Genomic DNA, 24,472 nt, shown 5'->3' on the forward strand with positions numbered 1-24,472 from the left:
AATGTTTTCGCTCTCATCGAGAGAGGGGTCTCGAAAAGGAAGGAATAGGCGCAGCATCGGTAGGCCACGATGCGTTGACGGGATGAAAGCGCACGCGCGAGTGGCCGAGCCTGACTCTTCCAGACCTGTGCTCCCCTTGTTCATCCTGAAATCTTAGCTCTGTGGGCATCAGGAATTCTCTTCAGAGATTTTTCGAAGACGTAGGGCGGCTCTCTTTGCACGGGAACCTCAAGAGGGACTATTCGCGCGCAATGCCGAGTTGAATGCGACGATCGCAGCCAACGCATGGAGAGACGTTCCATTTAGGGATCCTTCACCGCGACGCTCGGCATGGGCAGCACGCCGAGGCGACTTCCGTTCAGTGATCCGCAAGCGGAATGCTGAACGGGAGAGTGAGTCACCCTAACCCGAGGCAGTCTGCAATTAGGCGCGGGCCACGAGGGTGGACTGCGTTGAAAAATCCGCTCACGTACTGTTGACGGATGCGAGCCAAACACGGAATGTTCAGCTGGAAAATGACACGCTTCCTCTTCTCCACCGGCAGTTTCGTTGCTATGGCTGGAATTCTCCGAATCGCGACGGCGGCCTCGTGGGGGTACATCTGGTTTGTACTGCTCGGACTTGCTCTCGTAGCACTGTCCACCCGTGGTCCATGGGATAGCGAAGCAAGCGGCCGCAATCGATCAGTTTTGGGTTTCCGAGTTCGTCCGTAGCAGGTCCGTAGCGACATGCAAACTACAAACCACGGGGTTAACATCAATAGCCCACAGGGGATCGTTTATCGGGACGCCTCGAACAGAATAAGCTCAGACCGGCCGTCGTCCGCGGTTACTCCTCGGATCTCCCGGAGTCGGGCGACGGGCCGGAACGCGTGCGTCTCGTGCATCCGGATGGACGCCGTGTTGTGTTCGTTCGTGAAGTAGTAAGCGGCTGAGGCCCATGCCCAGATCAATTCCAATCTCACCCGGGTGAGTTCAGAACCAATTCCTCGCCGACGGAACTCCGGAGCGACTTCCACTCCACCGAGATAGTGGCCTGCTGGCGCGTTGTCTTCGGGACCCGGGTAGTGATGGGTCTTGGCCACCCCGACAACTGCGCCCTGCATGACAGCCACCAACACGACTCGTTGGTCTCTGGGGACGATCATTGCGCTGGTCCAGCGTGGTCGACCGCCGGCATCACAAACCGCAGCCACATGTTCCAGGTCATCCAGGGTGGCTTCACGAATCTGCATGGACTAAAGCGTACTCGGCGAGCCGCAGCGCCCCATGACTCATGCCCGTAAGCCGGTCCCTAACCGCAGCGGCACTCCCTCGAAGAATCCGACTGCGCCACCCCGATCGCTCCCAGGACTCCCGAGTCGCATATACCCCGCCCGCATTGATTCGCGGTGAGGGTAGCCCAAACGCTACAGCTTTTTGACCGGCAACTACCCCGGCTGGACTCCAACGAAAAGACGCCTGGCCGGCACACCACCATCAGCCCCGGCCGCCCGGCGGGCGGACAAGAAGCCGAACCAGCGATGCGCCGGCCAGGCCGGCACGGGTTCAAACCGGGTCAGTTCCCTCCGGGCTGAAGCTCAACCTCAATGGGCGCAAAGTCCGCACCCTTGGTGTCTACGCCTTCTTCCTCCAGCTCCGCCAATGCCTTCTCCACGTACTCGTTGGTCCAGGCCGTGGCCGGCGGCTCCTCACTGATGATCGTTGCACCAGTTTCGTTCTTGGTGCCCAGCGCGATCTCAACCGTCTGTTCCCACGCAGCCTCATCGATCAGGCCAACGCCGTTCGTGGACGGCCAGATCAGCTTGGACGTTTCATTGGTCATCCACAGCTGGTGGCTCGTGCCCAGCGTGGACCCGGCCCCGGTCACGATCTCCGCCGCTTCCTCAGGGTTGTCCTTCGCATACGCCCAGCCTTTGATGGCGGCCTTGATGAAGGCAACCGTGGTTTCCTGGTACTCCTCGTCATCCTCGAGCCGCTGTGTGTCCGCCCAAATGGCGTCCTGAAGCATCGCGGTGCCCTCTTCGTTCCAGTCGATGACGGTGAGGTCCTCCGGCTGGTAGAGCTCGCCCGTGTTCGGGTTCTCCGTCTCCAGGACCTGCGCGTATTCGTTGTAGGTCATGGCCTGCGCGGCGTCGATGTCCCCGGCGAGGAAGCCGTTCATGTCGAAGGCCTGCTGGATCAGTTCAATGTCATCGATCTCCACGCCGGCCTGCTGCATACCGGCAAACAGCTCCCACTCATTGCCGTAGCCCCAGGAGCCAACCTTCTTGCCGGCGAGGTCTTCGGGACCGTCAATGCCCGAGTCCGCCATGGCGACCTGCAGGGTGGCGCTTCGTTCGAAGATCTGCGCCACGTTGGTGATGGCAGCGCCCTGCTCGATCGAGCCGAGGACCTTGGGAACCCAGGAGATGGCGTAGTCAGCGTCGCCGGAGGCCAGGACATCCTGCGGCACAATATCGGCACCGCCTTCCAGGATTTCGACGTCGAGGCCCTCCTCCTCGAAGAAGCCCTGGTCCAGTGCCGCGTAGTAGCCGGCGAACTGGGCCTGCGCGAACCACTGCAGCTGCAGCTTCACCGGGGTAAGTTCATCGGCGGCGGCCGGGCCGTCCCCGGATTCCCCGCCGCAGCCTGCCAGCGCCAGGGCGGTGACGGCCAGTCCGGAGGCCAGGATTGTGAGCGGTTTCCTTCGTGTGTTCATGTGCTTCCCCTCATACGGGCGATTAGTGCGGACGGAGTGGTGCGGGTGGAACATCTATGGAGCGGCGCCGGACTCAGGACCCGCCGGAATGCCGGGAAAAGTACTTCTCCAGCGCGGCGGTGACCGCGTAGAACAGCAGCCCCAGCAGCACGGCACCAAGCACGTAGGCCCAGGCCAGCGTGTAGTTGCTGCTCGAAGCCGCGGACGTCACCGACTTGCCGAGGCCGCCTACCGGCCCGCCGAAGTACTCGGCAATCAGCGCCGAGACGACGGCCAGTGAGGACGCAATCCGCAGGCCGGTGAACATGTACGGCACTGCGCTGGGCAGGGTGACGCTGCGGGTGATCTGCCACTTGCCAGCGGCGTACGAGCGCATCAGGTCCCGGTGCACCGGCTTCACCTGCCGGAATCCGCGCAGCGAGTTGACGTAGACGGGAATGAAGACGGCGATTCCCGCCACGATCTGCCGGGTGGCCTGCTGATCGGCACCGAACATTGTGTAGAGCACCGGAGCCAGCGCCACGATCGGAATGACGGAGAGCGCCACCACCAGCGGTGCCGCCAGCCGGTCCAGGGCAGGGACGGCTGCGGCCGCCACAGCGGCAGCAACTCCCAGCAGCGCTCCAGTCACCAGCCCGACGGCGGCGTTCACCCCGGTGACGACGGCGGCACCCAGCACGTTCGCCAGGTTGCCGGCGAAGGCTTCGGCGATTGCCAGCGGCCCCGGGACGATGAACGGCTCAATCTGCAGCACCCAAACCGCGCCCTGCCACAGCAGGAGTGCCGCTGCCCCCAGCAGCAGCGGCGCAGCGAGGTGGCTGCCAAGCCCGGACAGACGGCCGGGATCGATGCCGGCTGTTCCACGAGTTTCCGCCGGCGCACCCGCTGCCGGTGCGGCCGGCGGGTCCTGGACGATCCCGCTCATCGGGTTTCCGCTCCCCGGACCGCAGCAGGTTCGGCCCCGTGCAGCGCCTCACGCACTGTCCGGATCGCCTCGTAAAAAGAAGCCTCCTCGCGAAGTCCCGCACCGCGGGCGCCGGCTGAGCCCAGCGTGATGTCCACGATCTCCCGGATTTCACCCGGCCGTGGAGACATCACCACCACCCGGTCAGAGAGGAACACGGCCTCCGGAATTGAATGGGTGACAAAAACGACGGCGCAGCCCGTCTCCGCGCAGATGCGGACCAGTTCGTTCTGCATCTTTTCCCGCGTCATCTCATCCAGGGCTCCGAAAGGCTCATCCATCAGCAGCAGCTTGGGTGACTCAGCCAGCGACCGTGCGATGGCCACCCTCTGCTGCATACCGCCGGAGAGCTGGTCCGGGTAGTGCTCGCCGAAGTCGGAGAGGCCTACCATCTCCAGCAGTTCATCCGAGCGCGCCCGGCGGGCTGCCGGGGCGGCGCCGTGGGTCTGCAGAGGCAGCTCAATGTTGCCGCGCACGGTCCGCCAGGGCAGCAGCCCTGCCTGCTGGAAAGCGATGCCGTAATCCTGGTCCAGCCGGGCCTGCCGCGCACTCTTGCCGAACACGCTCAGCGTTCCGGAACTGGGTGCATCCAGATCCGCGATCAGCCTCATCAGGGTGCTTTTGCCACAGCCGGAGGGACCGATCAGGGAGACAAACTCACCGGCAGCTACGCTCAGGCTGACGTCCCGCAGTGCCTGCACCGGGCTGCGTCCGGCGCCAAAGATGCGGCCAACAGAGACCGCGTGAACCGCGGGGACCGGAACCGCTCCCCCGTCCGCCGTCGCCGTCCCGCCCATTGAATCCGTAGTGCTGTTCATGCTGCCTGCTCTCCTCTGCGGTAGCGGCGCAGCAGTGCGCCGATCAAAGCAACGAATCCCACCGCGGCCAGGCCCAGCACCACGGCGCCGAAGATTGGCGCCCAGGGCTTGCCCGGGTCACCTCCCGCGGCGGCGGCGAATTCGACGATCATGCGGCCAATACCGCCGCGGAGCCCGATTGAAACCTCCGCCACCACTGCCCCGATCACCGCGTTGGCGGCCGCGAGCCGCAGTGCAGGGAGCAGGTACGGCACGCTCGCCGGGAGCCTGAGCCGCAGGAAGGTCTGCCACCAGCCAAGGGCATAGGTGCGCATGAGGTCCTCGTGTGCCTTCTCCGGGGCGTTGAAGCCGCGCAGCGCACCAATGGCCACCGGAAAGAACGCCAGGTAAGCGGAGATGACGGCCACGGACATCCAGTTCTCCCACGTGAACGGGCCAAACTCGAGCTGTGACCCCCACCGGCGGACCAGCGGAGCGATCGCGATCAGCGGCACGGTCTGGCTCAGGATGATCCAGGGCAGCATCGCCGAGTTGGCGCTGCGGAAGCGCTGCATCAGCATGGCAAGCCCGAGCCCCACCACAACGCCCAGCAGCCAGCCGGCACCGGCGATGCCGAGGGTAAAACCGGCCGCCTGCAGCACGGCCACCCACATGGGTCCGGCGCCCGAGGCCGAGGATTCAGGTGCCAGGAGCCGCTCAAGCATGGTCCAGGAATGGGGCATGGCCAGGTCCGTGGTCCGGGGCAGCAGCGGCATGCCGCCGACGCTAACCCCGGACGCCGGGCCAACAGCTTTGTACCCCTCCCAGAGAAGGACCGGCAGCAGCACCCCGCCAATCCCCCACGCGATCGCGGAGGGGCGCCACCGCCGTCGTACTTCCGTTTTCATGCCTTCGCAGCCACCTGGTCCCGCAGGGCAGGGATCACCGTCTCCCCGTAGACGCGCAGGGTTTCCTCCTTGTTGTCGTGCTGGAGGTAACCGGCAAACTGCGTGACGCCGAGGGCTTTGAGCTTTTCGAGCTTTTCCATGTGCTCTTCGGCGGTGCCCAGGATGCAGAACCGGTCCACGATTTCATCCGGCACAAAGTCGGCATGGGTGTTCCCGGCACGGCCGTGCTCGTTGTAGTCGTAGCCCTGGCGCCCTGCAATGTAGTCGGTCAGCGCCTGCGGCACGGAGGAATCGGACCCGTATTTGGACACGATATCCGCCACGTGGTTGCCCACCATGCCGCCGAACCAGCGGCACTGGTTGCGCATGTGTTCCCGGTTGGTGCCGATGTACATCGGCGCTGCGACGCAGAATTCGATGCTGTCCGGGTCCCGGCCGGCGTCGGCCGCGGCCTGCCGGACAGTACGAATCATCCACTCGGCAATGTCCACGTCCGCCAGCTGGAGGATGAACCCATCCCCCACCTCCCCGGTGAGCTTCAGTGCCAGCGGACCGTAGGCCGCCACCCAGACCTCCAGTTCCGAGCCCTTGCTCCACGGGAACTGCAGGGTGGCGCCGTTGTATTCAACCGGCCGGGAGTTGGCCAGTTCCCGGATCACATGGATTGCCTGGCGAAGCGTCTTCAGCGTGGTGGGAGCCCCGTTGGTGACCCGCACCGCGGAGTCTCCCCTGCCGATCCCGCAGACGGTCCGGTTGCCGTACATCTGGTTCAGCGTGGCGTAGGTCGACGCCGTCACGGTCCAGTCCCGGGTGGCGGGGTTGGTGACCATCGGCCCCACCTTGATGGACCGGGTTTCGGCCAGGATCTGGCTGTAGATCACGTATGGCTCCTGCCAGAGCAGGTGTGAATCGAAGGTCCACACGTAGTCAAACCCGTGTTCCTCCGCTTTCTTGGCAAGCGCCACCGTCCGCTGGGCGGGAGGATTGCACTGCAGTACCGCACCGAATTCCATGTTTCCCCCTAGACCAGGTACTGGCTGGTTGCGCGGCGGACATACTGCCCGTGGCCCTTGCTGCCCAGGTACTCGTTGTTGTTGACGACCACACGGCCGCGGGACATCACCGTGTCCACGTGCCCTTCGATCTCGTAGCCCTCCCACGCCGAGTAGTCCATGTTCATGTGGTGGGTCTTCTCCAGCCCGATCGAGGTGTGCCCGTTCGGGTCGTAAATAACGACGTCGGCGTCTGCTCCCGGGGCGATCACGCCCTTGGTGCCATACATGCCAAACATGCGCGCCGGCGTCGTGCTGGTGATCTCCACCCAGCGCTCCAGGCTGATTTTTCCGTCCACGACGCCCTGGTACATCAGGTCCATGCGGTGTTCCACCGAGCCGATGCCGTTGGGAATCTTCGAGAAATCACCCACCCCCATGTCCTTCTGTCCCTTCATGCAGAACGGGCAGTGGTCCGTGGCGACCATCTGGATGTCGTTGGTGCGCAGCGACTGCCACATGTGGTCCTGGTGGTGTTCGTGCCTGGACCGCAGCGGTGTGGAGCAGACCCATTTGGCGCCCTCGAATCCTTCGGCACCGAGCTGGTCCTCGAGCGAGAGGTAGAGGTACTGCGGGCAGGTTTCGCCGAAGACGTTCTGTCCGTTGTCCCGTGCCGCCGCGAGCTGTTCCACGGCCGGCTTGGCTGACACATGGACGACGTAGAGCGGCGCCCCGGTGAGGTTGGCGAGCATGATGGCCCGGTGGGTGGCTTCCTCTTCCATCTGCCAGGCGCGTGCGACGCCGTGGTAGTAGGGGTCGGTTTTGCCCTGGGCGAGCAGTTCGGTGACCATCGCGTCGATCGCCGGACCGTTTTCGGCGTGCATCATGGTCATCAGACCGGTCTCGGCTCCGACCCGCATGGCCTTGTAGATCTGCGCGTCGTCGCTGTAGAAGACCCCGGGGTAGGCCATAAAGAGCTTGTAGCTGGAGACCCCTTCGTCCGGGAGGGTTTCCATCGCCTTCAGCGAGTCGTCATTGACGTCGCCGATGATCTGGTGGAATCCGTAGTCGATGGCACATTCCCCCGCGGCCTTCTCATGCCAGGCGGCAAGCCCGTCCATGACCCGTTCGCCGTAGCGCTGGATGGCGAAGTCCACAATGGTGGTGGTTCCGCCCCAGGCTGCTGCACGGGTTCCGGTTTCGAAGGTGTCGGAGGCTTCGGTGCCGCCGAAGGGCATCTGCATATGGGTGTGCGCGTCGATTCCGCCGGGAATCACGTACTTGCCGGTGGCGTCCAGGACAGTGTCCACCGAACCTGCAAGGTCGTGTCCCAGCAGGGTGGATCCGGGTGCCAGGACCGCGGCGATTTTCTCTCCGTCCACCAGGACATCCGCTGCGCTGCGGCCGGTGGCGGTGACGACGGTGCCACCGGAGATCAGTGTTGTTGCCATAAAGCGTTTCCTTGCCTTCCTCTGTGCTGTCCGGGCTTACGGTGCGGTGATGGGGTCGTAGGCATCCGGACGGCGGTCCCGGTAGAACTGCCAGTTGTTCCTTGCGGTGCGTACCAGCTCCATATCGAGGTCGCGGATCATCAGTTCCTCCCCGTCCCGGGCGCCCACCTCACCGACGTAGTTGCCCTGCGGGTCGGCGATGTAGGAGGTGCCGTAGAAGTCCACTGCCTCCTCGCCGAATTCATTGGTTTCTTCCCCCACACGGTTGGGAACCACCACGAAGTAGCCGTTGGCGGCAGCGGCAGTCGGCTGCTCGAGTTCCCACAGCCGGTTGGAAAGGCCGGGCTTGGAAGCGTTGGGGTTGAAGACCAGCTGGGCGCCGTTCAGTCCCAGGACCCGCCAGCCCTCTGGGAAATGCCGGTCGTAGCAGATGGTGACGCCGACTTTTCCAACCGCGGTATCGAAAACGGGCCAGCCAAGGTTTCCCGGACGGAAATAGAACTTTTCCCAGAACTTCTCCACATGCGGAATATGGTTCTTCCGGTATTTACCCAGGTACGTTCCGTCCGCGTCGATTACTGCAGCCGTGTTGTAGTAGACGCCGGGCTGCTCTTCCTCGTAGACGGGAAGGATAATCACCATGTTGTGCTCGGCTGCCAGTTTGGAGAACCGCTCCGTCAGCGGTCCCGGCACGGCCTGGGCATATTCGTAGTACTTGCTGTCCTGGACAATTCCGAAATACGGCCCGTGGAAGAGTTCCTGGAAACAGATAACCTGCGCGCCTTCCGCTGCTGCCCGGCGGACAAAGTCCTCATGCTTGGCAACCATGGACTCCTCATCGCCGGTCCAGGTGGTCTGCGTCAGTGCGGTTCGAACGATCGTCAAAACATCCTCCACAATCCGGCGGCTTAGCCGCCCGTTTCGCAAAAAGGCCGCATGGGCTTTTCATCATCTTTTGGGCTAAACATTTCTCCTGCGTTTCGGAGGCATTAAAGCTGCGGTGCAGCCCGGTTCTCCGTGCCCGCCATCCTTGGCTACGCGGGCGAGTTCTGCAAGAGTGTAGAAATCGCCGCCGGTACGCTTTCATCCCGGCAGGCGGCAACCGATCACCGGCCCGATTGGCCGGGGAACAGCAGGCCTTGATTTGGGCCCAGCCGCACCTCTTCCGCGGGCACGGCAGCCCAGCGGAACCACCGCCCGGATCACTTCCACCTGCGAGGTTTTATGATTCCCCCGTCTGATGTCCCACCCGGTTTCCTGCGCCCTGCCGCGTTGGCCGCACTCACCGTACTGGCGCTTACCGGCTGCGCCGGCCCGTCCCCGGATGCGGCGCAGGCCCAGCGTCCTCAGACAGAGGCGTCAGGGACCCTCGAACCCGGGTTCCCCCTGGAACTGGATAACTGCGGAACACCGGTCTCCCTGGATGCTCCCCCGGAGCGCGTGGTGACCATCAAGTCCACCTCTACCGAGCTGCTCCTGGCCCTGGGCCTCGGGGGGAAGATCGTGGGCACCGCATTCGCCGACGGCCCGGTACCCGAGGCCTGGGCAGGATCACCGGTTCCCCCGGTCCTGGCCGAAAAGGTGCCCTCCCAAGAGGCTGTCCTGGGCCTCGCGCCGGACCTGGTTTTCGCCGGCTGGGAATCGAACTTCTCCGCCGACGGCGCCGGAGAACGCGCCCAGCTCGGGGAACTGGGCGTAGCGAGCTACGTATCACCCGCTGCCTGCATGGAGGACGGACACCGGCCCAGCCCGCTGACGTTCGACGACGTCTTCGCCTCTATCGAGGAAGCCGGAGACCTGTTCGGGGCACCCGGAGCGGCATCGGAACTGGTTGAGGCACAGCGGGCCGAGCTCGCGGCGCTCACTCCGAATGGCAAGGGCTACAGCGCACTCTGGTACAGCTCCGGATCCGACACCCCTTTCGTGGGTGCCGGCAGCGGAGCACCTGCGCTGCTGATGGAATCCGCGGGCCTGGAGAACATCGCTGCCGGCATCGATGCGGGCTGGAGCCCGTATTCCTGGGAAGCCGTAGCCCAGGCGGACCCGGACGTCATTGTGCTGGTCGACTCGGCCTGGGGCAGTGTGGAGAAAAAGAAGTCCGTGCTGGAGTCCCACCCCGTGATCTCCCAGCTCAGGGCAGTTCAGGAAGGCCGCTACCTGGTGGTTCCATTTGCTGCCTCTGAAGCCGGGGTACGCAACGTGGAAACCGTACGTTCCCTCACCGAGCAGCTGGCTGCCCTTGGCTGACACCATCGCCCGTCCCGGCGCACCCGCCGTTGAACGGCCCGCCCGGCAGCCGCGCTCCCGCCGCGCCTGGTTTGTCGGTGCTGTCCTTGGCCTGGGGCTGCTGGCCGCCGGGCTCTGGGCTCTGACCGTGGGACCTGCCGGTCTGGGGGTAAGGGAGGCGTGGCTGGCGCTGACGGCGCCGGGCAGCGGGTCGCTGACACCCCTGCAGGAGGCGATCGTGCGGGACCTGAGGCTCCCCCGGGTCCTGACGGCCGCGGCGGTTGGCGCAGGCCTGGCTCTCAGCGGGGCGGTGATCCAGGCGCTCACCCGTAATCCGCTGGCAGACCCGTACCTGCTGGGGCTGAGCTCCGGTGCCAGCTTGGGGGCAGTCACCGTGCTGCTGCTGGGCTCCGCCGTCGTGCTTCCCGTTGCGGCGTTCGCCGGAGCCATGCTGGCGATGGGAACCACACTGGCACTCGCTGGGGCGCTGGGCTCCATCACGCCCACGCGTACCGTCCTTGCCGGACTGGCGGTGTCCTCCCTGGCTGCAGCAGCGGCGTCGTTCGTGGTGTTCTGGACCGCCCAGGGAGATTCCTACCGTGAGGTGCTCGGCTGGCTGATGGGGTCCCTGGCCGGGGCTACGTGGTCAAGCACCGCGATCGCCCTTCCCGTACTCGCCGTCGCCGGTATTCCCCTGATGTTCTGCGGGCGGCTCCTGGACGCGTTCTCCTTCGGTGACACCGCCGCCTCCGCGCTTGGCGTGCCGGTGCCCGCTGTCCGCTGGACGCTGCTGGGGGCGACCGCCCTCCTGACCGGGGCCATGGTCTCCGTGAGCGGATCCATCGGGTTCGTAGGCCTGGTCCTGCCACATGCGGTGCGGATGCTGGCGGGGGCTTCCCACCGCTCACTCCTGCCGCTGTCCGCCCTGGCCGGAGCCCTGTTCCTCGTCCTGACGGACACTGCGGCACGGACAGTATTCGATCCCCGGGAGATTCCGGTGGGAATCGTGACGGCCCTGATTGGGGCTCCCTTCTTCATCCTGCTGCTGCTCCGCCGCAGGAGCGGAGCATGAGCGCCCGCGTCCCGGGTGCCGCTGTGGACGCCCGCCCCAGTCTGTCAGCGGAGCGGGTTCGGATAGTCCGCAGCGGGCGGGTGCTGGTGGACGGCGTGGACTGCACCCTTGAGCCCGGCACCTTTACGGGCTTGCTTGGTCCCAACGGTGCAGGGAAATCGACACTGCTTCATCTGCTGGCCGGCGTCCTGGACCCGGACGACGGAACGGTAAGGCTGCGGGACCGGCCGCTTTCCAGGACCCGCGCCCGGGAGCGGGCGCGGAGCATCGCGCTAGTGGAACAGTCCCTGCCGGCCGAGACGTCCCAATCAGTCCGCGAGGTCACGGCCCTGGGACGCACGCCGCACCGCAGCCTGCTGGCCGGAGAAAGCCGTCATGACCTGGACGTGGTGGAGCGGTCCCTGGCAGCCGCAGGGGTGCTTAGCCACGCGGAGCGAACCTACTCAACTCTGTCCGGCGGCGAACAACAGCGGGTGCAGCTGGCACGGGCGCTGGCGCAGGAACCGGCTGTGCTGCTCCTGGATGAGCCCACCAACCATCTGGATGCCTCGGCCCAGCTTGAAACTTTGGAACTGCTGGAGAACCTGGCCGCCGGCGGGACGGCCGTGGCCGCGGCGCTGCACGACATCAACCATGCGGCGGCAGCGTGTTCACACCTGATCGTGCTCAGCGGCGGCACGGTAGTTGCCGCCGGCCCGGTGGGGTCCGTGCTGACGCCGGAACTGATCCGCCGCGTGTACGGTGTCAGGGCCGAGCTGCTGCAGCATCCGCTGACGGGCCGCCCGCTCATTGCGCTGGGCCGGTAGGGTCCCCAGCGTCGGCATCCCCTGGAATCAGCGGCTGCCCATGCTGCGTGCACGGCGGCGCGCTTCGGCCGCGGCAGCCGCATAACCGGCGGCGTAACCGTCCTCGTAACCTGCCGCGTGGCCGTCGTCGTACCCTGCGTTGTAACCCGTCTTGGTGCCCGACCGGCGCCCGTCCTCGAATGCTTCCGCGCTGCCGCGCCGGAACATGTCCTCCGCCGCGGGACGGAGCAGTGCCTTCGCCCCCGGGTCCTTGTCCATGCCCCCCACCGTGACCAGTGTGTCCAGGCCGCGGACCAGTGCCACCGGGATCCCGGCGGTCTTGCCCTTGACCAGGTCGGCCGCCGCAGCGATCTCATCGGCCACCGCGGCAACGGTGGCGGCCATGGGCCGGCCGGAGGCGTCCGGCGTACCGCGCAGGTCCAGCAGGACGGTGAGCCCTGCCGCGCCGATCGCTGCGTCGGTCTGTCCCTGCCGCCAAGGGCGTCCCAGCGTGTCGGTGATGACGACGCCGATGTCCACCCCAAAGTCCTGCTTCAGCCGGCGGCAGATCGCACGCGCTGAGGCATCCGGGTCCTCCGGGAGCAGAAGCACCGTCCCGTCCTCGGTGTTGGAGGAGTCCACTCCGGCCGCGGCCGCAACGATGCCGAGGCGGTTTTCAACAATCCTGGTGGTGCCGCCGGGATGTTCGCGGCTGGCAACAACGCGCACCGTCTCCTGCTCAACCGCCGCGTCACGGGCAGAGGCAGGCATGGTGCGGCCCTCCGCCTTGGAGACCACTTTGGAGGTCACTGCCAGGATGTCTCCGCTGCGCAGGTACTTTCCGCAGGCCCGTCCAATGAGGTCAGCCAGGTCGTCCCCGGAACGGACTTCACCGATTCCCTGTAGGGGCGTGATGACCAGCCGGCTGGTTGGCGCGGTGGTTCCGGCGGAGGATTCGGGCACGAGGTGGTCCAGTGTCATCGGTGCAGCTCCGGCAGCACCGAGGTGCCAAATACGTCGATCCACTCGCGCTGGTTGCGCCCCACATTGTGGAGATACACGCGGTCGAATCCGAGGTCGAGGAATTTCTGGATGTAGGCGCGGTGCACGTCCGGGTCCTCGGAGATCAGCAGCCTGCCCTCGAAATCCTCGGGCCGGACCAGCCGTGCCATCTGCTCCAGTTCGAAGGGCGAGCGGATATCCGCCTTGGGGAACTTCATCCCGCCGTTGGGCCATTCAGTCATGGCGTTGGCCAGGGCTTCCTCGTAGGTCGGCGCCCAGCTCATATGCAGCTGCAGGACCTTGGGCATCGTGTCCGGGTCCTTGCCTGCCTCGCGGGCACCGGCGTCGAACCGGGCGAACAGTCCTTCGATTTTCTCCAGCGGCGCGCCCACGGTGATGAGCCCGTCGGCGTGCCTGCCGGCGCGCTTGGCGGTTACGGGGCCGGCCGTGGCAACGAGGATTTCCGGAGCAACCTCCGGCATGGTCCACAGCCGGGTGGATTCCATCTTGTAGAACGTGCCGCTGTGGCGGACATCCTTGCCGGCCAGGGACGCGGCAAAGAGCTTGGAAATGATCTCGATGGCCTCGAACATGCGGTTGATCCGCTCCGGGGCTTCCGGCCAGTACTGGGCCGTGACGTGCTCGTTCAATGCCTCGCCGGAGCCCAGACCCAGCCAGTGCCGGCCCGGGTACATGGCAGCCAGCGTCGCGGAGGCCTGCGCCACCATGGCAGGGTGCCAGCGGAAGGTCGGGGCGGTCACGCCCGGACCGATGTCACCCTTGGTCCGTTCCCCCAGCGCCGAGAGCACGTTCCAGACGAAGGCCGACTGGCCCTGCGCCGGAACCCACGGCTGGAAGTGGTCCGCCGCCATGACGCCGGAGAAGCCACGTTCCTCCGCATACGCAGACAGCGCGACCGCTTCACTGGGGTGGAACTGCTCAAGCATGGCCGCATAGCCAATCCGCAACGGGGTTTTCATGCAGCCACTATAGGCCAGCAGCATGCCCCAAACGGGGAACGGCGTGTTTCAGCCGTGCAACATTCAGCCGCGTGCGCTGACCTGCGGAAGAAGGTCCTCCGCGGGCGGGGTCCACACGGCGGGATCAGCCTGCACCTGATCTCCGGAACGGATGTCCTTCACCTCATGGGTGCCGTCTTCGGCGGTGAACCAGACAAACGGGATGCCGCGGCGGTCGGCATACTTGATCTGCTTGCCGAACTTCTCTGCCTTGGCAGCCACCTCGACGGCGATGCCGCGCCCGCGCAGGGCGGCGGCGACGTCCTGCGCGGCGGACCAGGAGTCATCGTCGGCAAGGGTAACCAGGACGGCGGTGGGAACCGAGCGGCTGGCTTCGGCGAACTCCTGGCTGAGGATCCGCATCACCAGGCGGGTCACGCCAATGGAGAGACCGACGCCGGGGAAGGACCGGTTGCCCTTGGTCGCCAGGGAGTCGTAGCGGCCGCCGGAGCAGATGGAACCGAGCTGTTCGTGGCCCACCAGCACGGTTTCGTAGACCGTGCCGGTGTAGTAATCCAAGCCGCGGGCGATCGAAAGGTCCGCAATGACCTTGCCCGGTGCCCGGCGGGCTGCTTCGGCGATGACCTGCCGGAGTTCGTCCAGGCCGGTGTCCAGCAGTTCGTTGGTGACACCCAGGGCGCGGACCTGGTCCACGAAGGACTCGTCCTCGGTCCGGATCGAAGCGAGCTTCAGCGCCAGCGACGCCTGCTCCGGCGTGGCACCGAGCTCTTCCTGGAGCAGTTCGGCAACCCGGTCAGCGCCGACCTTTTCAAGCTTGTCGATGCTGCGCAGCACCCCGGCCGTGTCTTCAAGCCCAATGCCGCGGTAGAAGCCCTCCGCCAGCTTGCGGTTGTTGACCCGGATCCGGAAGTCCGGGATGGGCAGCGCGCCGAGGGCCTCGGCAATAACCAGCGCCAGCTCGACGTCGTACCGGAACGGCAGGTCGCCGTCGCCCACCACGTCGATGTCCGCCTGCGTGAACTCGCGGGCGCGGCCTTCCTGCGGGCGTTCCCCGCGCCAGACCTTCTGGATTTGGTAGCGGCGGAAGGGGAAGGCAAGGTGCCCGGCATTTTCCACCACGTAGCGGGCGAACGGGACGGTGAGGTCGAAGTGCAGGGCCAGCTGGTTGGGATCCTGCTTGGCCGGCCCTTCGCCCTCCTCGGCCTGCAGCCGGCTCAGTGCGTAGACTTCCTTGTCGATTTCGCCCTTGCGGAGCAGCTGGCCCACAGTCTCCACGGCGCGGGTCTCAATATTCGCGAAGCCGTGCAGTTCAAAGGTGCGGCGCAGCACGTCCAGCACATGGAGTTCAACGAGGCGTTCCTGCGGCAGCCATTCGGGGAAACCGGACAGTGAGGCCTTGCGTGCCATGCGGGCAGACTCCTTTGGGATCAGGCGGCCTGCTGCACGGCGCAGTGCAGCGCGCGGCGGGCCTAATACTGGGATTGCACACACGTTAAGTGCCTAAACTGTGTGCGACACCCATTTTAGCTGTTTCCGGGCTCCGGGCCGCCATCGGAGGGGGTCCCGGGCCCGATCCGCATTCCCTACCCCGAGGAGGACGGCAGTGAGAACCGGCAGTCAAAGCAACCGGGCCGCCCGCCAGCGGCTGGCCCGCAAGGAAGCCAAAGAGGCGTTCACCCGGGCCCTGCACAAACGCCGGCTGCGCGACAACGCCTTCGCCGGGGCTGCCGGAGCGCTGGTCCTGGCGCTGGCGGTGGCACTGCAGGTCTTCTGGTTCTCCTCCAACCCCACGGCCGATGACCTGGCTGCGCTGAAGCTGGAAGCCCAGGCCGGGCAGAGCGCCTCCGCCATCCCTGATCCGTCCCTGGCCGCCGGGAAAACGTTCACCGGAACACTGGTGCTCAACGGTGCGGAAATTGGGGTGGAACTGGACGGCAGCGCTGCCCCGCAGGCTGCAGCGGTGTTCAAGTCCCTGGCCGATTCCTCCTTCTTTGACGGCAAGGACTGCCACCGGCTGACCACCGGCGAGTCGATGGGCGTTCTCCAGTGCGGATCCCGGGATGGAACCGGGGCCGGGGATCCGGCCTACCAGTGGGGTCCGGTGGAGAACACCCCGGCGGACGGCTCCTACCCCGCGGGCACCATCGCCGTAGCCCGCGGCGCCACGGCCGATTCCCACGGCACGCAGTTCTTCATCGCCTACAAGGACTCCGTAATAACGCAGGAGACCGGCGGGTACACGATAATGGGTAAGGTAACGTCAGGGCTTGAAGTTCTGGAGGCAATTGCCGCCGACGGCGTGGCAGACGGCACCCGGGACGGCAGGCCTTCAACCCCGGTGACGATAGATTCGTTTACCCTGAAGTAATGGCTCTGCGGGATTCGCTCAGCGGCCATCCATCGAGTGAAAGACTTTTAGCGGTGACAGACAGTCAGAAATCCGACGAAACCACCGGGAACGTTCCGGAAACGCAGCGGCCCTCAGCTCCCAGTCCGGCAGCTTTCGCTGCCCGGCACCCGGTCCCTGCTCCAGCTGGCGCCCGTCCCGGAGCGGCAGCCCCGGCACCCGTAGTCGCCGCCCCGGCAGCCCACACCACACCGCTGGAGGAAGCCGCACGGTTTGCCCGCGTTGAGGAGGACGGCCACGTCTTCCTGATCGTCGAAGGCGAAGAGTTCCCCGTTGGCCAGTACCCGGATGCCACCCGCGAGGAGGCGCTGGGCTACTTTGTACGCAAATACGACGACGCCGTCAGTCAGGTCATCCTGCTGGAACAGCGTCTGGCGGCAAAGGCACCGGCCTCGGACATGCACAAGACCCTCAAGCACCTCGCTGCCCAGGTTGCCGAACGGAAGATGGTGGGCGACGTCGTGGCGCTGGACGCCCGGATCGCGGACCTGCAGGCCGGCATCAAGGCGGCCGAAGCCGCTGAACGAGCCGAGGCCGAAGCCGTCCGTGCCCGTGAGCTTGCCGCCCGCGAAGCGATCGTTGCCGAAGCGGAAGAGATCGCTGCCAAGGACCCGGCCAGCATCCAGTGGAAGACCAGCAGCAACCGGATGAATGAGCTGTTCGAAGCGTGGAAGGCCGCGCAGAAGAACGGACCCCGGCTGGGGCGCAGCAACGAGGACGCACTGTGGAAGCGCTTCCGTTCGGCCCGCACCGTCTTTGACCGGCACCGCCGTGCATACTTCTCCCAGCTGGACAACGAGAACGCCGAGGCCAAGCGCGCAAAGGAAGAGCTCATTGCCCGGGCAGAAGCCCTCTCCAGCTCTACTGACTGGGGCAACACCGCTGCTGAATACCGCCGCCTGATGGATGAGTGGAAGGCTTCCAAGCGTGCCAGCCGGAAGGACGACGACGCCCTGTGGGCACGTTTCCGTGCCGCCCAGGACAAGTTCTTCGCAGCCCGGCAGGCCGCCAATGAGGTTATCGACGAGGAGTTCGCCGCCAACCTGGTGGTCAAGGAAGCCCTGCTGAAGGAAGCGCAGGAAATCCTTCCCGTCACTGACCTGAACGCGGCCCGCAAGGCCCTGCAGTCCATCCGTGACCGCTGGGAGGAAGCCGGCAAGGTTCCCCGCGCAGACATGGGCCGTATGGAAGCCGGCATCCGCAAGGTCGAAGAAGCCGTCAAGGCCGCTGAAGACGAGCACTGGCAGCGCAGCAACCCCGAGACGAAGGCCCGCACCAACAGCGCGCTGACGCAGCTCGAAGCCGCCATCGCCACCCTGCGCGAGGAACTCGCCGCAGCCGAGAAGGACGGCAACGCCAAGAAGATCGCCAACGCCCGCGAAGCCCTTGAGGCCCGCGAGCAGTGGCTGGAAACCCTGCGCCGTTCAGCCCAGGACTTCTCCTAGCCACGCCCCGCAAGACCGGACAGGCCCGGATCCCGCTTTTCCACAGGCGGCGTCCGGGCCTTTCGTTTTAACTCGCGGGCAGGAAGTCTGGGGGAATGCCTCTACCCTGCCCGGACCCCGGTGAAATCCCCCAGGTCACGTCCACGGGCGGTGCGGTTTTTCACGCCGGTGAGGTGTTCTCGCTTCCCGAACTGCAGGGAATGTGCCGCGACGGCCTGGTGAAGCCGGTGTACGGCTCCACGTTCCTGCGGTGGGATGTCCGGGTGTCGTCGCTGGCCAGGGCGCTGGCGGCGCAGCACAGCCTGCCGGAACAGGTACGCGGGCGCTATGCCTTCGGCTGGATGAGTGCAGCCTGGATATTCGGCTGCGCCGAACCGCCGGCAAGGCTCTCGCTGCTCGCCGACTCCCGGCGCAGGAGCACCGCGCTGCCGCCCTTCAGCGGAGCGGTGCTGCATGAGGTGGCGCTTGGCCCCGCCGACCGGATGCTGCTGGGCACCGTGGCGGTGACGCAGCCGCTGCGGACCGCCTACGACGTCGCACTGCACTTCCCGCCCCAGGAGTCAGTGCCTGTCCTGCTGGCGATGGCCAGGGTCCCGGAGCTGAACTGCCCGCCGTCGTACCTGAAGACCCTGCTGCGCAGCGGCTACCGGATCCCCGGAACCCGGCGCGCCCTGGCGGCCGTGGAAGAGGTGTCAGCGGCATTGGACGGCTAATCGGCCCCTCTCCCGGTGTCAGCCGGGAGCTAGACCCGGCGCTGGTCCCCCGTGGTCCGGTAGACGTCGTACACGCCGTCGATCCGGCGGACAGCACTGAGGATGTGGCTGAGGTACTTGGGGTCGCCCATCTCGAACACGAACTTGGACATCGCCACGCGGTCGCTGGAGGTGTTCACGCTGGCGGAGAGGATGTTTACGTGGTTCTCCGACAGGACCCGGGTGACGTCCGAGAGCAGGGACTTGCGGTCCAGCGCCTCTACCTGGATTTCCACCAGGAACACGGAGGACTGGGTGGGTGCCCAGTCAACGGCGACGATGCGGTCCGGCTGGTCGCGCAGCTCCTGGACGTTGCGGCAGTCAGTGCGGTGCACCGAAACGCCTGACCCGCGGGTCACGAAACCAATGATCGGGTCCGGCGGCACGGGAGTACAGCAGCGGGCCAGCTTCACCCAGACGTCCCCTACACCGCGCACGGTGACGCCGGAGTCGGAGAACTTGGGCCGCTTGGCGTTGGCCGAGGAAACGGGCGTCTCGGCGAGGTCCTCCTCGGCGCCCTGGTGTCCGCCCATCAGCGAGACCAGGTGCTCAATCACGTTCTGCGCGGAGGTATGGCCGTCACCGACGGCGGCATACAGTGCGGAGATGTCCTGGTGGTGGAGTTCCTGGGCTACGGCGATCAGCGCGTCGTGGGTCATCAGGCGCTGCAGCGGCAGGTTCTGCTTCCGCATGCCGCGGGTGAGCAGGTCCTTGCCCTTTTCAATCGCCTCTTCACGGCGTTCCTTGGTGAACCACTGGCGGATCTTGTTCCGCGCACGGGGACTCTTGACGAAGCCCTGCCAGTCCTGGCTTGGTCCGGCACCCTCGGCCTTGGAGGTGAAGATCTCCACCCAGTCGCCGTGCTGGAGTTCGCTGTTGAGCGGAACCAGTTTGCCGTTGACGCGCGCACCGATGGTCCGGTGGCCCACTTCCGTATGGACGGCGTAGGCAAAGTCCACCGGAGTTGAACCGGCCGGGAGCGCCATGACCTCGCCCTTGGGCGTGAACACGAACACTTCGCGGGCGTTGATCTCGAACCGCAGCGAATCCAGGAACTCATCCGGGTCCGAGGTCTCCTGCTGCCAGTCCACCAGGGACCGCAGCCAGCCCATATCTGAATTGTCCGGAGCAGCCGAGCCGTTCTTGGCGCTGTCCTTGTACTTCCAGTGCGCGGCCACGCCGTACTCGGCGCGTCGGTGCATGTCGTGGGTGCGGATCTGGATTTCCACCGGTTTGCCGCCGGGACCGATCACCGTGGTGTGCAGTGACTGGTACATGTTGAACTTCGGCATGGCGATGTAGTCCTTGAACCGCCCGGGCAGGGGGTTCCAGCGTGCGTGCAGTGCACCGAGGGTGGCATAGCAGTCACGGACCGAATCAACGAGGACGCGCACGCCCATGAGGTCATGGATGTCGTCGAAGTCTTTGCCCCGCACGATCATCTTCTGGTAGATCGAGTAGTAGTGCTTGGGGCGGCCGGTGATGGTGGCCTTGATCTTGACGCTGTGCAGGTCTTCGGCGATCTGGCTGCGGACGGTGGAAAGGTACTTTTCCCGCTCCGGGGTCCGGTCCCCCACCATGCGGACAATCTCGTCATAGACCTTCGGGTGCAGAGCCGCGAAGGACAGGTCCTCGAGTTCCCACTTGATGGTGTTCATGCCCAGCCGGTGAGCCAGCGGGGCGAAGATTTCCAGCGTTTCCCGGGCCTTCCGTGCAGAGGATTCAGGAGAAACGAAGCGCCAGGTGCGGGCATTGTGCAGACGGTCCGCCAGCTTGATGACCAGCACGCGGATGTCCTTGGCCATGGCCACGACCATCTTGCGCACGGTTTCCGACTGCGCCGCGTCGCCGAAGGTCACCTTGTCCAGCTTGGTGACGCCGTCCACCAGCATTGCCACTTCGGGGCCAAATTCGCTGCGGAGCTCGTCCAGGGAGTAGGCGGTGTCTTCCACCGTGTCATGCAGCAGGGCGGCCGCAAGGGTGGTCCCGGTCATTCCGAGCTCGGCAAGGATGGTTGCGACTGCCACCGGATGCGTGATGTACGGATCACCGCTCTTGCGCTTCTGGCCTTCATGGCAGCGTTCGGCAACCAGGTAGGCGCGCTGGATCAGCTCCAGGTCTTCGCGCGGGTTATTGGCACGGACCGTGCGCAGCAGGGGCTCGAGCATTGGCGAATACGACGTTCCGCGGCCGGCCAGGCGGGCCAGCCGGGCACGTGTGCCGTGCCGGCGTACCGGAGCGGGTTTGGCCGCGGGCTTGGGCGCAGGAGTGATTGCCTGCCCGGGGCCAGGCTTCACCTGGACTGCGGCAGGTGTCTTACTGCCCGAACCCTTGTCCGGGGAGTTCACCGTTTCCGGGACAGAGTTCTCTTCCCGGTCTTTTCCTGCACTTTCGGCAGGCGTCGCGCTCTCGGCCAACTGCTGCCCTTTCTTTCCAGATATCTGCCCAGTCTATGCCCCCGCACTGCCCCTCTTACACCACCGGTTCCGTTCTTCCCCCTGGGGGAGTAACGGAACCGGTGGCGGGAAAGCCGTCTGGGTGTTACGTCGCGGCAGCGGCGGCCGGGGCCGCCGGTGCCTCGTGCTCACGCCGTTCGGTGACGCGCTTGGTGTGCTTGACGATTTCCGGCTCACGCCGGCGCAGCCAGGCGTAAAGCGGGGCAGCGACGAACAGGGTGCCAAGGGTGCCAAGGATGATGCCGATGAACAGGGCCAGCGACAGGTCCTTCAGGGTGCCGGCACCCAGCAGGTAGGCGCCGATGAACAGCACCGAAGCGACGGGCAGCACGGCCACCACGGAGGTGTTGATCGAGCGGACCAGCGTCTGGTTGACGGCGAGGTTCACCTGTTCGGCGAAAGTTCGCTTGGTCTGTTTCTCCAGGTTCGCTGTGTTTTCCCGGATCTTGTCGAAGACCACCACCGTGTCATAGAGCGAATAGCTCAGGACGGTCAGGAAACCGATGATCGCCGACGGCGTCACCTCGAAACCGCTGAGAGAGTACAGGCCGGCCGTGACGATCATGACGGCAAGCAGGCCGCTCACCGCTGCGAGGGACATCTTCCAGGTCCGGAAGTACAGCGCCATGAGGACGGCAGCCAGGGCAACGAACACCACAAGGCCGATCAGGGCCTGCCGGCTGACGTCATTGCCCCACGTCGGACCAATGAAGGTGGAAGTCACCTGGTCCTCGTTGACTCCATATCCCTCAGCCAGGGCAGTCTTCACATCCAGGGTCTGATCGTCGCTGAGCTCTTCGGTCTGGATCCGCATGGTGCCCGGGGAAATGTTGGTCACGCGCGGGTCGGAACCGGAGACAACTTCGCTGACGGCTTCTTCTCCAACGGAAACCTGCGTGTCCTCCACCCCGGAAACGGTGAATTCGGAGCCGCCGCGGAAATCGATGCCGAGGTTGAATCCGCCCTTGGCTACCGGGATGAGGATGGAAAGCAGGATTGCAGCTGCTGCGATGAGGAACCAGAGCCGGTAGCGGCCCACAAAGTTGTAGGACCGCTGGCCGGTGTAAAGCTCATTGCCAAACCTGGCGAACGCGGGAAGCTTACCCATCAGTTGCCCTCCTTCTCCGCGTCGCGGCCGGAGCCTGCCATTGAATCCTGTTTATCCGCGGCCTCGTCCGGCTTGGCGGGTTTATCCTTGCCGCTGCGTTCAGCGGCTGCCCGGCGCTCGGCGATCGTCATGCGCCGCTCGGCTTCGCGGGCCGCGCCCTTGTTCTTCGCTTTCGAAGCCCCTGCGGGCTTGCCGGCCTGCGCCGGCGACTGGGCGGCGTCGTCGTCAGCGGTAACCGCTGCCGGTTCGCGCAGGCGTCCGGCGCCGCGGTAAACGGGAACGGCACCCAGGCGGGTGGCATCCAGGCCGGACCATTTGTGGCCCTTGCCGAAGAACTTGGTCTTGGCCAGCAGGACCATCACCGGGTGGGTGAACATAAAGACGACGATGAGGTCGGCGATAGCGGTCAGGCCCAGGGTGAAGGCGAAGCCGCGGACGTTGCCAACAGCAACGAAGTAAAGCACGACGGCGGCGAGCAGGTTTACTGCCTTCGACGCCAGGACCGTGCGCTTGGCACGCTTCCAGCCGTTGTCGACGGCGGAGACCAGTCCCCTGCCGTCGCGCAGCTCATCGCGTATTCGTTCGAAGTAGACAATGAAGGAGTCCGCGGTGAGGCCGATGGCCACGATCAGGCCCGCAACACCTGCCAGTGAGAGCCGGTAGTTGTGCGACCAGCCGAGGATCGCGATGGCCAGATAGGTCAGCACACCGGCGACGATCAGCGACGTGATGGTCACGAAGCCAAGTGCCCGGTACTGGAAGAGCGAGTACACCGCCACCAGGATCAAGCCGATCACGCCGGCGATCAGGCCCATGCGGAGCTGGTCTGCACCCAGGGTGGCGGAGACCTGCTGCTCGCTCTGGATGTCGAAGCTGATCGGCAGGGCGCCGTACTTCAGCTGCTCAGAAAGCGCCTTGGCGGTTTCCTGCGTGAACTGCCCGGTGATTTGTGCGTTGCCGTCAGTGATCAGCACGTTCATGGACGGAGCGGAAATGACCTGTCCGTCCAGCACAATCGCGAACTGGTTCTGCGGGGATCCGTCACCGAAGCCGAGCAGCCGCTCTGAGACGGCACGGAACTTCTCGGTTCCCTCGCCGTTGAAGTCCAGGTTCACGGCCCATTCGTTCAGGGACTGGCCCTGGCCGCCCTGGGCCATGCCGAAGCTGGCATCTTCCAGCATTGAACCGGGGACTTCCACTGGACCCAGGATGTACTTGCCGGCAGTTCCCGGCTCGCAGGCCACCATCGGCTCATCTGCCGGTGCCGGTTCAATGGATGCCTCAAGCGCCGCAGGATCCAGGCAGTTCGTGGATTCGAATTCCTTGTACAGCTCCGGAGTAACCCAGTTCATGTCCGAACCGTTTTCAGGTTCCGCGGTGGGCTGCGGCAGCGCCTCGTCCGGCGTCGGCGTCTCCGCGGCGGGTGCCTGTCCCGGCCCACCCATGATGACGGAGCGGAACTCCATGGCTGCGGAGGCCTGGATCAGTGCCCGGGTCTCCGCGGTAGGCGTGCCCGGAAGCGACACAACGACGTTCCGGCCGGACTGCGTGGTGATCTCCGCTTCGGAGACACCGCTGCCGTCCACGCGCTGGCGGATGATCTCCACAGCCTGGTCCAGCTGTTCCTGGCTGATCTGGGAGTCACCGCCCTGCACCTTTGGGGCAAGGATCATCTGGGTGCCGCCCTCGAGGTCAAGGGCAAGCTTGGGAGTCCAGCTGGCGTTGCTCCACATGGAGCCGCCGCCGAGCAAAAGGGCCAGGGCAGCAAAAAGGACGCCCAGCCAAATGAGCGTCTTTTTTGCTGCCGGGCCGGAGCCGGTTCGAGGCATAGGGGTTTTCCTTTAGGGCGTGATCGCCGGAGACAGATGGATCCGGCGGACCTGCATCAACTGTGCTGCCTGCAGGTCCTCGGAGAGTCTAGTTGTCTTTCTTGTTCTCGCGGTCGAGGCGCTTAAGCGTTTCGTCCGGAGTCTCATCCTGCGGTGCCTCGGCAGCCGCGTCCCGGCGGTCCTGCTCAATTTCGCCGGTGAGGGAAGAAGCGTCATCCGGGACAACGGCGTCCTCGGTTTCGGTTTCCTCGGGCTGGGCGGTGACAACCTTGGTCAGGGCCTGCAGGTGGATGGTGGCGGTGTTGCCCGGAGAGAGTTCCAGGACAGCCTTGTTCTCTTCCTGGTCCACGGAAACAATGGTGCCGAAGAGACCGAACTGGGTCATGACCTCAGTTCCCGGAACCATCTGGGTGCGCTGCTCCTGGACGGTCTTCTGGGTCTTCTTCTGCTTGCGGAACATCATAAAGATGAACAGGCCAAGCAGGATCGGCAGCAGGAGGCTGGAGAACGTAAAACCGCCCTGAGCGCCTGTATCGGTGGTCGTCTGGGCCAAGACATTCAAGAACACGAAGGGTTCCGTTTCTGTTGCGGTGTGTAT

21 protein-coding genes are annotated in these 24,472 nt (G+C 65.4%); 6 read left to right on the plus strand and 15 right to left on the minus strand.

What is annotated here, in order from left to right:
- Positions 1 to 778: 778 nt before the first annotated feature.
- The 8 genes from ABFX29_RS01915 to ABFX29_RS01950 form a co-directional block, all read right to left on the minus strand.
- A complete protein-coding gene (locus tag ABFX29_RS01915) occupies positions 779 to 1,234 on the minus strand; it encodes a GNAT family N-acetyltransferase (RefSeq protein ID WP_152227735.1) in 456 nt (151 codons plus the stop codon).
- Positions 1,235 to 1,557: 323 nt separating this feature from the next.
- Positions 1,558 to 2,700 carry an ABC transporter substrate-binding protein gene (locus ABFX29_RS01920; protein WP_152227732.1) on the minus strand — a complete coding sequence of 381 codons (1,143 nt, stop codon included), beginning with the start codon at positions 2,698 to 2,700 and terminating at the stop codon, positions 1,558 to 1,560.
- A gap of 73 nt (positions 2,701 to 2,773) precedes the next feature.
- On the minus strand, positions 2,774 to 3,625 hold the full coding sequence (locus tag ABFX29_RS01925; protein WP_152227730.1) for an ABC transporter permease: 852 nt from the start codon (positions 3,623 to 3,625) through the stop codon (positions 2,774 to 2,776).
- A complete protein-coding gene (locus ABFX29_RS01930; protein WP_152227728.1) occupies positions 3,622 to 4,482 on the minus strand; it encodes an ABC transporter ATP-binding protein in 861 nt (286 codons plus the stop codon). The genes ABFX29_RS01925 and ABFX29_RS01930 overlap by 4 nt, the downstream gene beginning before the upstream one ends.
- Entirely contained in the window at positions 4,479 to 5,369 is an 891-nt protein-coding gene (locus tag ABFX29_RS01935; protein ID WP_152227725.1) for an ABC transporter permease, read from the minus strand. The genes ABFX29_RS01930 and ABFX29_RS01935 overlap by 4 nt, the downstream gene beginning before the upstream one ends.
- On the minus strand, positions 5,366 to 6,382 hold the full coding sequence (locus tag ABFX29_RS01940; protein ID WP_152227723.1) for a TIGR03842 family LLM class F420-dependent oxidoreductase: 1,017 nt from the start codon (positions 6,380 to 6,382) through the stop codon (positions 5,366 to 5,368). Before ABFX29_RS01940 ends, ABFX29_RS01935 begins: the two co-directional genes overlap by 4 nt.
- Positions 6,383 to 6,390: 8 nt before the next feature.
- Complete coding sequence (gene hydA, locus ABFX29_RS01945) at positions 6,391 to 7,812, minus strand: dihydropyrimidinase (RefSeq protein ID WP_152227721.1); 1,422 nt, start codon at positions 7,810 to 7,812, stop codon at positions 6,391 to 6,393.
- Between the two features lie 36 nt (positions 7,813 to 7,848).
- Positions 7,849 to 8,697 (minus strand): nitrilase-related carbon-nitrogen hydrolase, encoded by an 849-nt coding sequence (locus ABFX29_RS01950; protein WP_152227719.1) that lies wholly within the window; start codon positions 8,695 to 8,697, stop codon positions 7,849 to 7,851.
- A 339-nt stretch (positions 8,698 to 9,036) separates the two neighbouring features.
- On the opposite strand from ABFX29_RS01950, the gene ABFX29_RS01955 reads away from it, so the two are divergent.
- The 3 genes from ABFX29_RS01955 to ABFX29_RS01965 are packed head-to-tail and all read left to right on the plus strand — an operon-like array spanning position 9,037 to position 11,916.
- On the plus strand, positions 9,037 to 10,059 hold the full coding sequence (locus ABFX29_RS01955; protein WP_152227717.1) for a putative F420-0 ABC transporter substrate-binding protein: 1,023 nt from the start codon (positions 9,037 to 9,039) through the stop codon (positions 10,057 to 10,059).
- Entirely contained in the window at positions 10,052 to 11,110 is a 1,059-nt protein-coding gene (locus ABFX29_RS01960; RefSeq protein ID WP_420831112.1) for a putative F420-0 ABC transporter permease subunit, read from the plus strand. Before ABFX29_RS01955 ends, ABFX29_RS01960 begins: the two co-directional genes overlap by 8 nt.
- The gene (locus tag ABFX29_RS01965) at positions 11,107 to 11,916 is read left to right on the plus strand and encodes an ABC transporter ATP-binding protein (RefSeq protein WP_152227715.1); all 810 of its coding nucleotides are present in this window, start codon (positions 11,107 to 11,109) and stop codon (positions 11,914 to 11,916) included. The genes ABFX29_RS01960 and ABFX29_RS01965 overlap by 4 nt, the downstream gene beginning before the upstream one ends.
- 27 nt (positions 11,917 to 11,943) lie before the next feature.
- Here ABFX29_RS01965 and ABFX29_RS01970 read toward each other — a convergent pair whose 3' ends face one another.
- The 3 genes from ABFX29_RS01970 to hisS form a co-directional block, all read right to left on the minus strand.
- Positions 11,944 to 12,876 (minus strand): coenzyme F420-0:L-glutamate ligase, encoded by a 933-nt coding sequence (locus ABFX29_RS01970; protein ID WP_152228375.1) that lies wholly within the window; start codon positions 12,874 to 12,876, stop codon positions 11,944 to 11,946.
- Positions 12,873 to 13,877 (minus strand): TIGR03557 family F420-dependent LLM class oxidoreductase, encoded by a 1,005-nt coding sequence (locus ABFX29_RS01975; RefSeq protein ID WP_152227713.1) that lies wholly within the window; start codon positions 13,875 to 13,877, stop codon positions 12,873 to 12,875. The genes ABFX29_RS01970 and ABFX29_RS01975 overlap by 4 nt, the downstream gene beginning before the upstream one ends.
- Positions 13,878 to 13,940: 63 nt before the next feature.
- Positions 13,941 to 15,284, minus strand: coding sequence for a histidine--tRNA ligase (gene hisS, locus ABFX29_RS01980; protein ID WP_152227710.1), 1,344 nt, complete (start codon positions 15,282 to 15,284; stop codon positions 13,941 to 13,943).
- 196 nt (positions 15,285 to 15,480) lie between these two features.
- Here hisS and ABFX29_RS01985 point away from each other — a divergent pair, with 196 nt between their 5' ends.
- The 3 genes from ABFX29_RS01985 to ABFX29_RS01995 all read left to right on the plus strand — a co-directional run bounded on the left by ABFX29_RS01985 (position 15,481) and on the right by ABFX29_RS01995 (position 18,442).
- Positions 15,481 to 16,245: a peptidylprolyl isomerase gene (locus ABFX29_RS01985; protein WP_152227708.1), complete on the plus strand. Its 765-nt coding sequence runs from the start codon at positions 15,481 to 15,483 to the stop codon at positions 16,243 to 16,245.
- A complete protein-coding gene (locus ABFX29_RS01990) occupies positions 16,245 to 17,729 on the plus strand; it encodes a DUF349 domain-containing protein (RefSeq protein ID WP_152227706.1) in 1,485 nt (494 codons plus the stop codon). The genes ABFX29_RS01985 and ABFX29_RS01990 overlap by 1 nt, the downstream gene beginning before the upstream one ends.
- 95 nt (positions 17,730 to 17,824) lie before the next feature.
- Positions 17,825 to 18,442, plus strand: coding sequence for a hypothetical protein (locus ABFX29_RS01995; protein ID WP_152227704.1), 618 nt, complete (start codon positions 17,825 to 17,827; stop codon positions 18,440 to 18,442).
- A 29-nt stretch (positions 18,443 to 18,471) separates the two neighbouring features.
- On the opposite strand, the gene ABFX29_RS02000 is transcribed toward ABFX29_RS01995, so the two are convergent.
- From ABFX29_RS02000 to yajC, 4 genes are all read right to left on the minus strand, one after another.
- Positions 18,472 to 20,898 (minus strand): RelA/SpoT family protein, encoded by a 2,427-nt coding sequence (locus tag ABFX29_RS02000; protein ID WP_152227702.1) that lies wholly within the window; start codon positions 20,896 to 20,898, stop codon positions 18,472 to 18,474.
- Positions 20,899 to 21,022: 124 nt separating this feature from the next.
- The gene (gene secF, locus ABFX29_RS02005) at positions 21,023 to 22,045 is read right to left on the minus strand and encodes a protein translocase subunit SecF (RefSeq protein WP_152227700.1); all 1,023 of its coding nucleotides are present in this window, start codon (positions 22,043 to 22,045) and stop codon (positions 21,023 to 21,025) included.
- The gene (gene secD / locus ABFX29_RS02010) at positions 22,045 to 23,874 is read right to left on the minus strand and encodes a protein translocase subunit SecD (protein ID WP_152227698.1); all 1,830 of its coding nucleotides are present in this window, start codon (positions 23,872 to 23,874) and stop codon (positions 22,045 to 22,047) included. The genes secF and secD overlap by 1 nt, the downstream gene beginning before the upstream one ends.
- 88 nt (positions 23,875 to 23,962) lie before the next feature.
- Positions 23,963 to 24,436: a preprotein translocase subunit YajC gene (yajC, locus tag ABFX29_RS02015; RefSeq protein ID WP_346038475.1), complete on the minus strand. Its 474-nt coding sequence runs from the start codon at positions 24,434 to 24,436 to the stop codon at positions 23,963 to 23,965.
- Between the last annotated feature and the right edge of the window lie 36 nt (positions 24,437 to 24,472).

The sequence above is a fragment of the Arthrobacter gandavensis genome (assembly GCF_039528575.1).
GTDB lineage: Bacteria > Actinomycetota > Actinomycetes > Actinomycetales > Micrococcaceae > Arthrobacter_B > Arthrobacter_B citreus_B.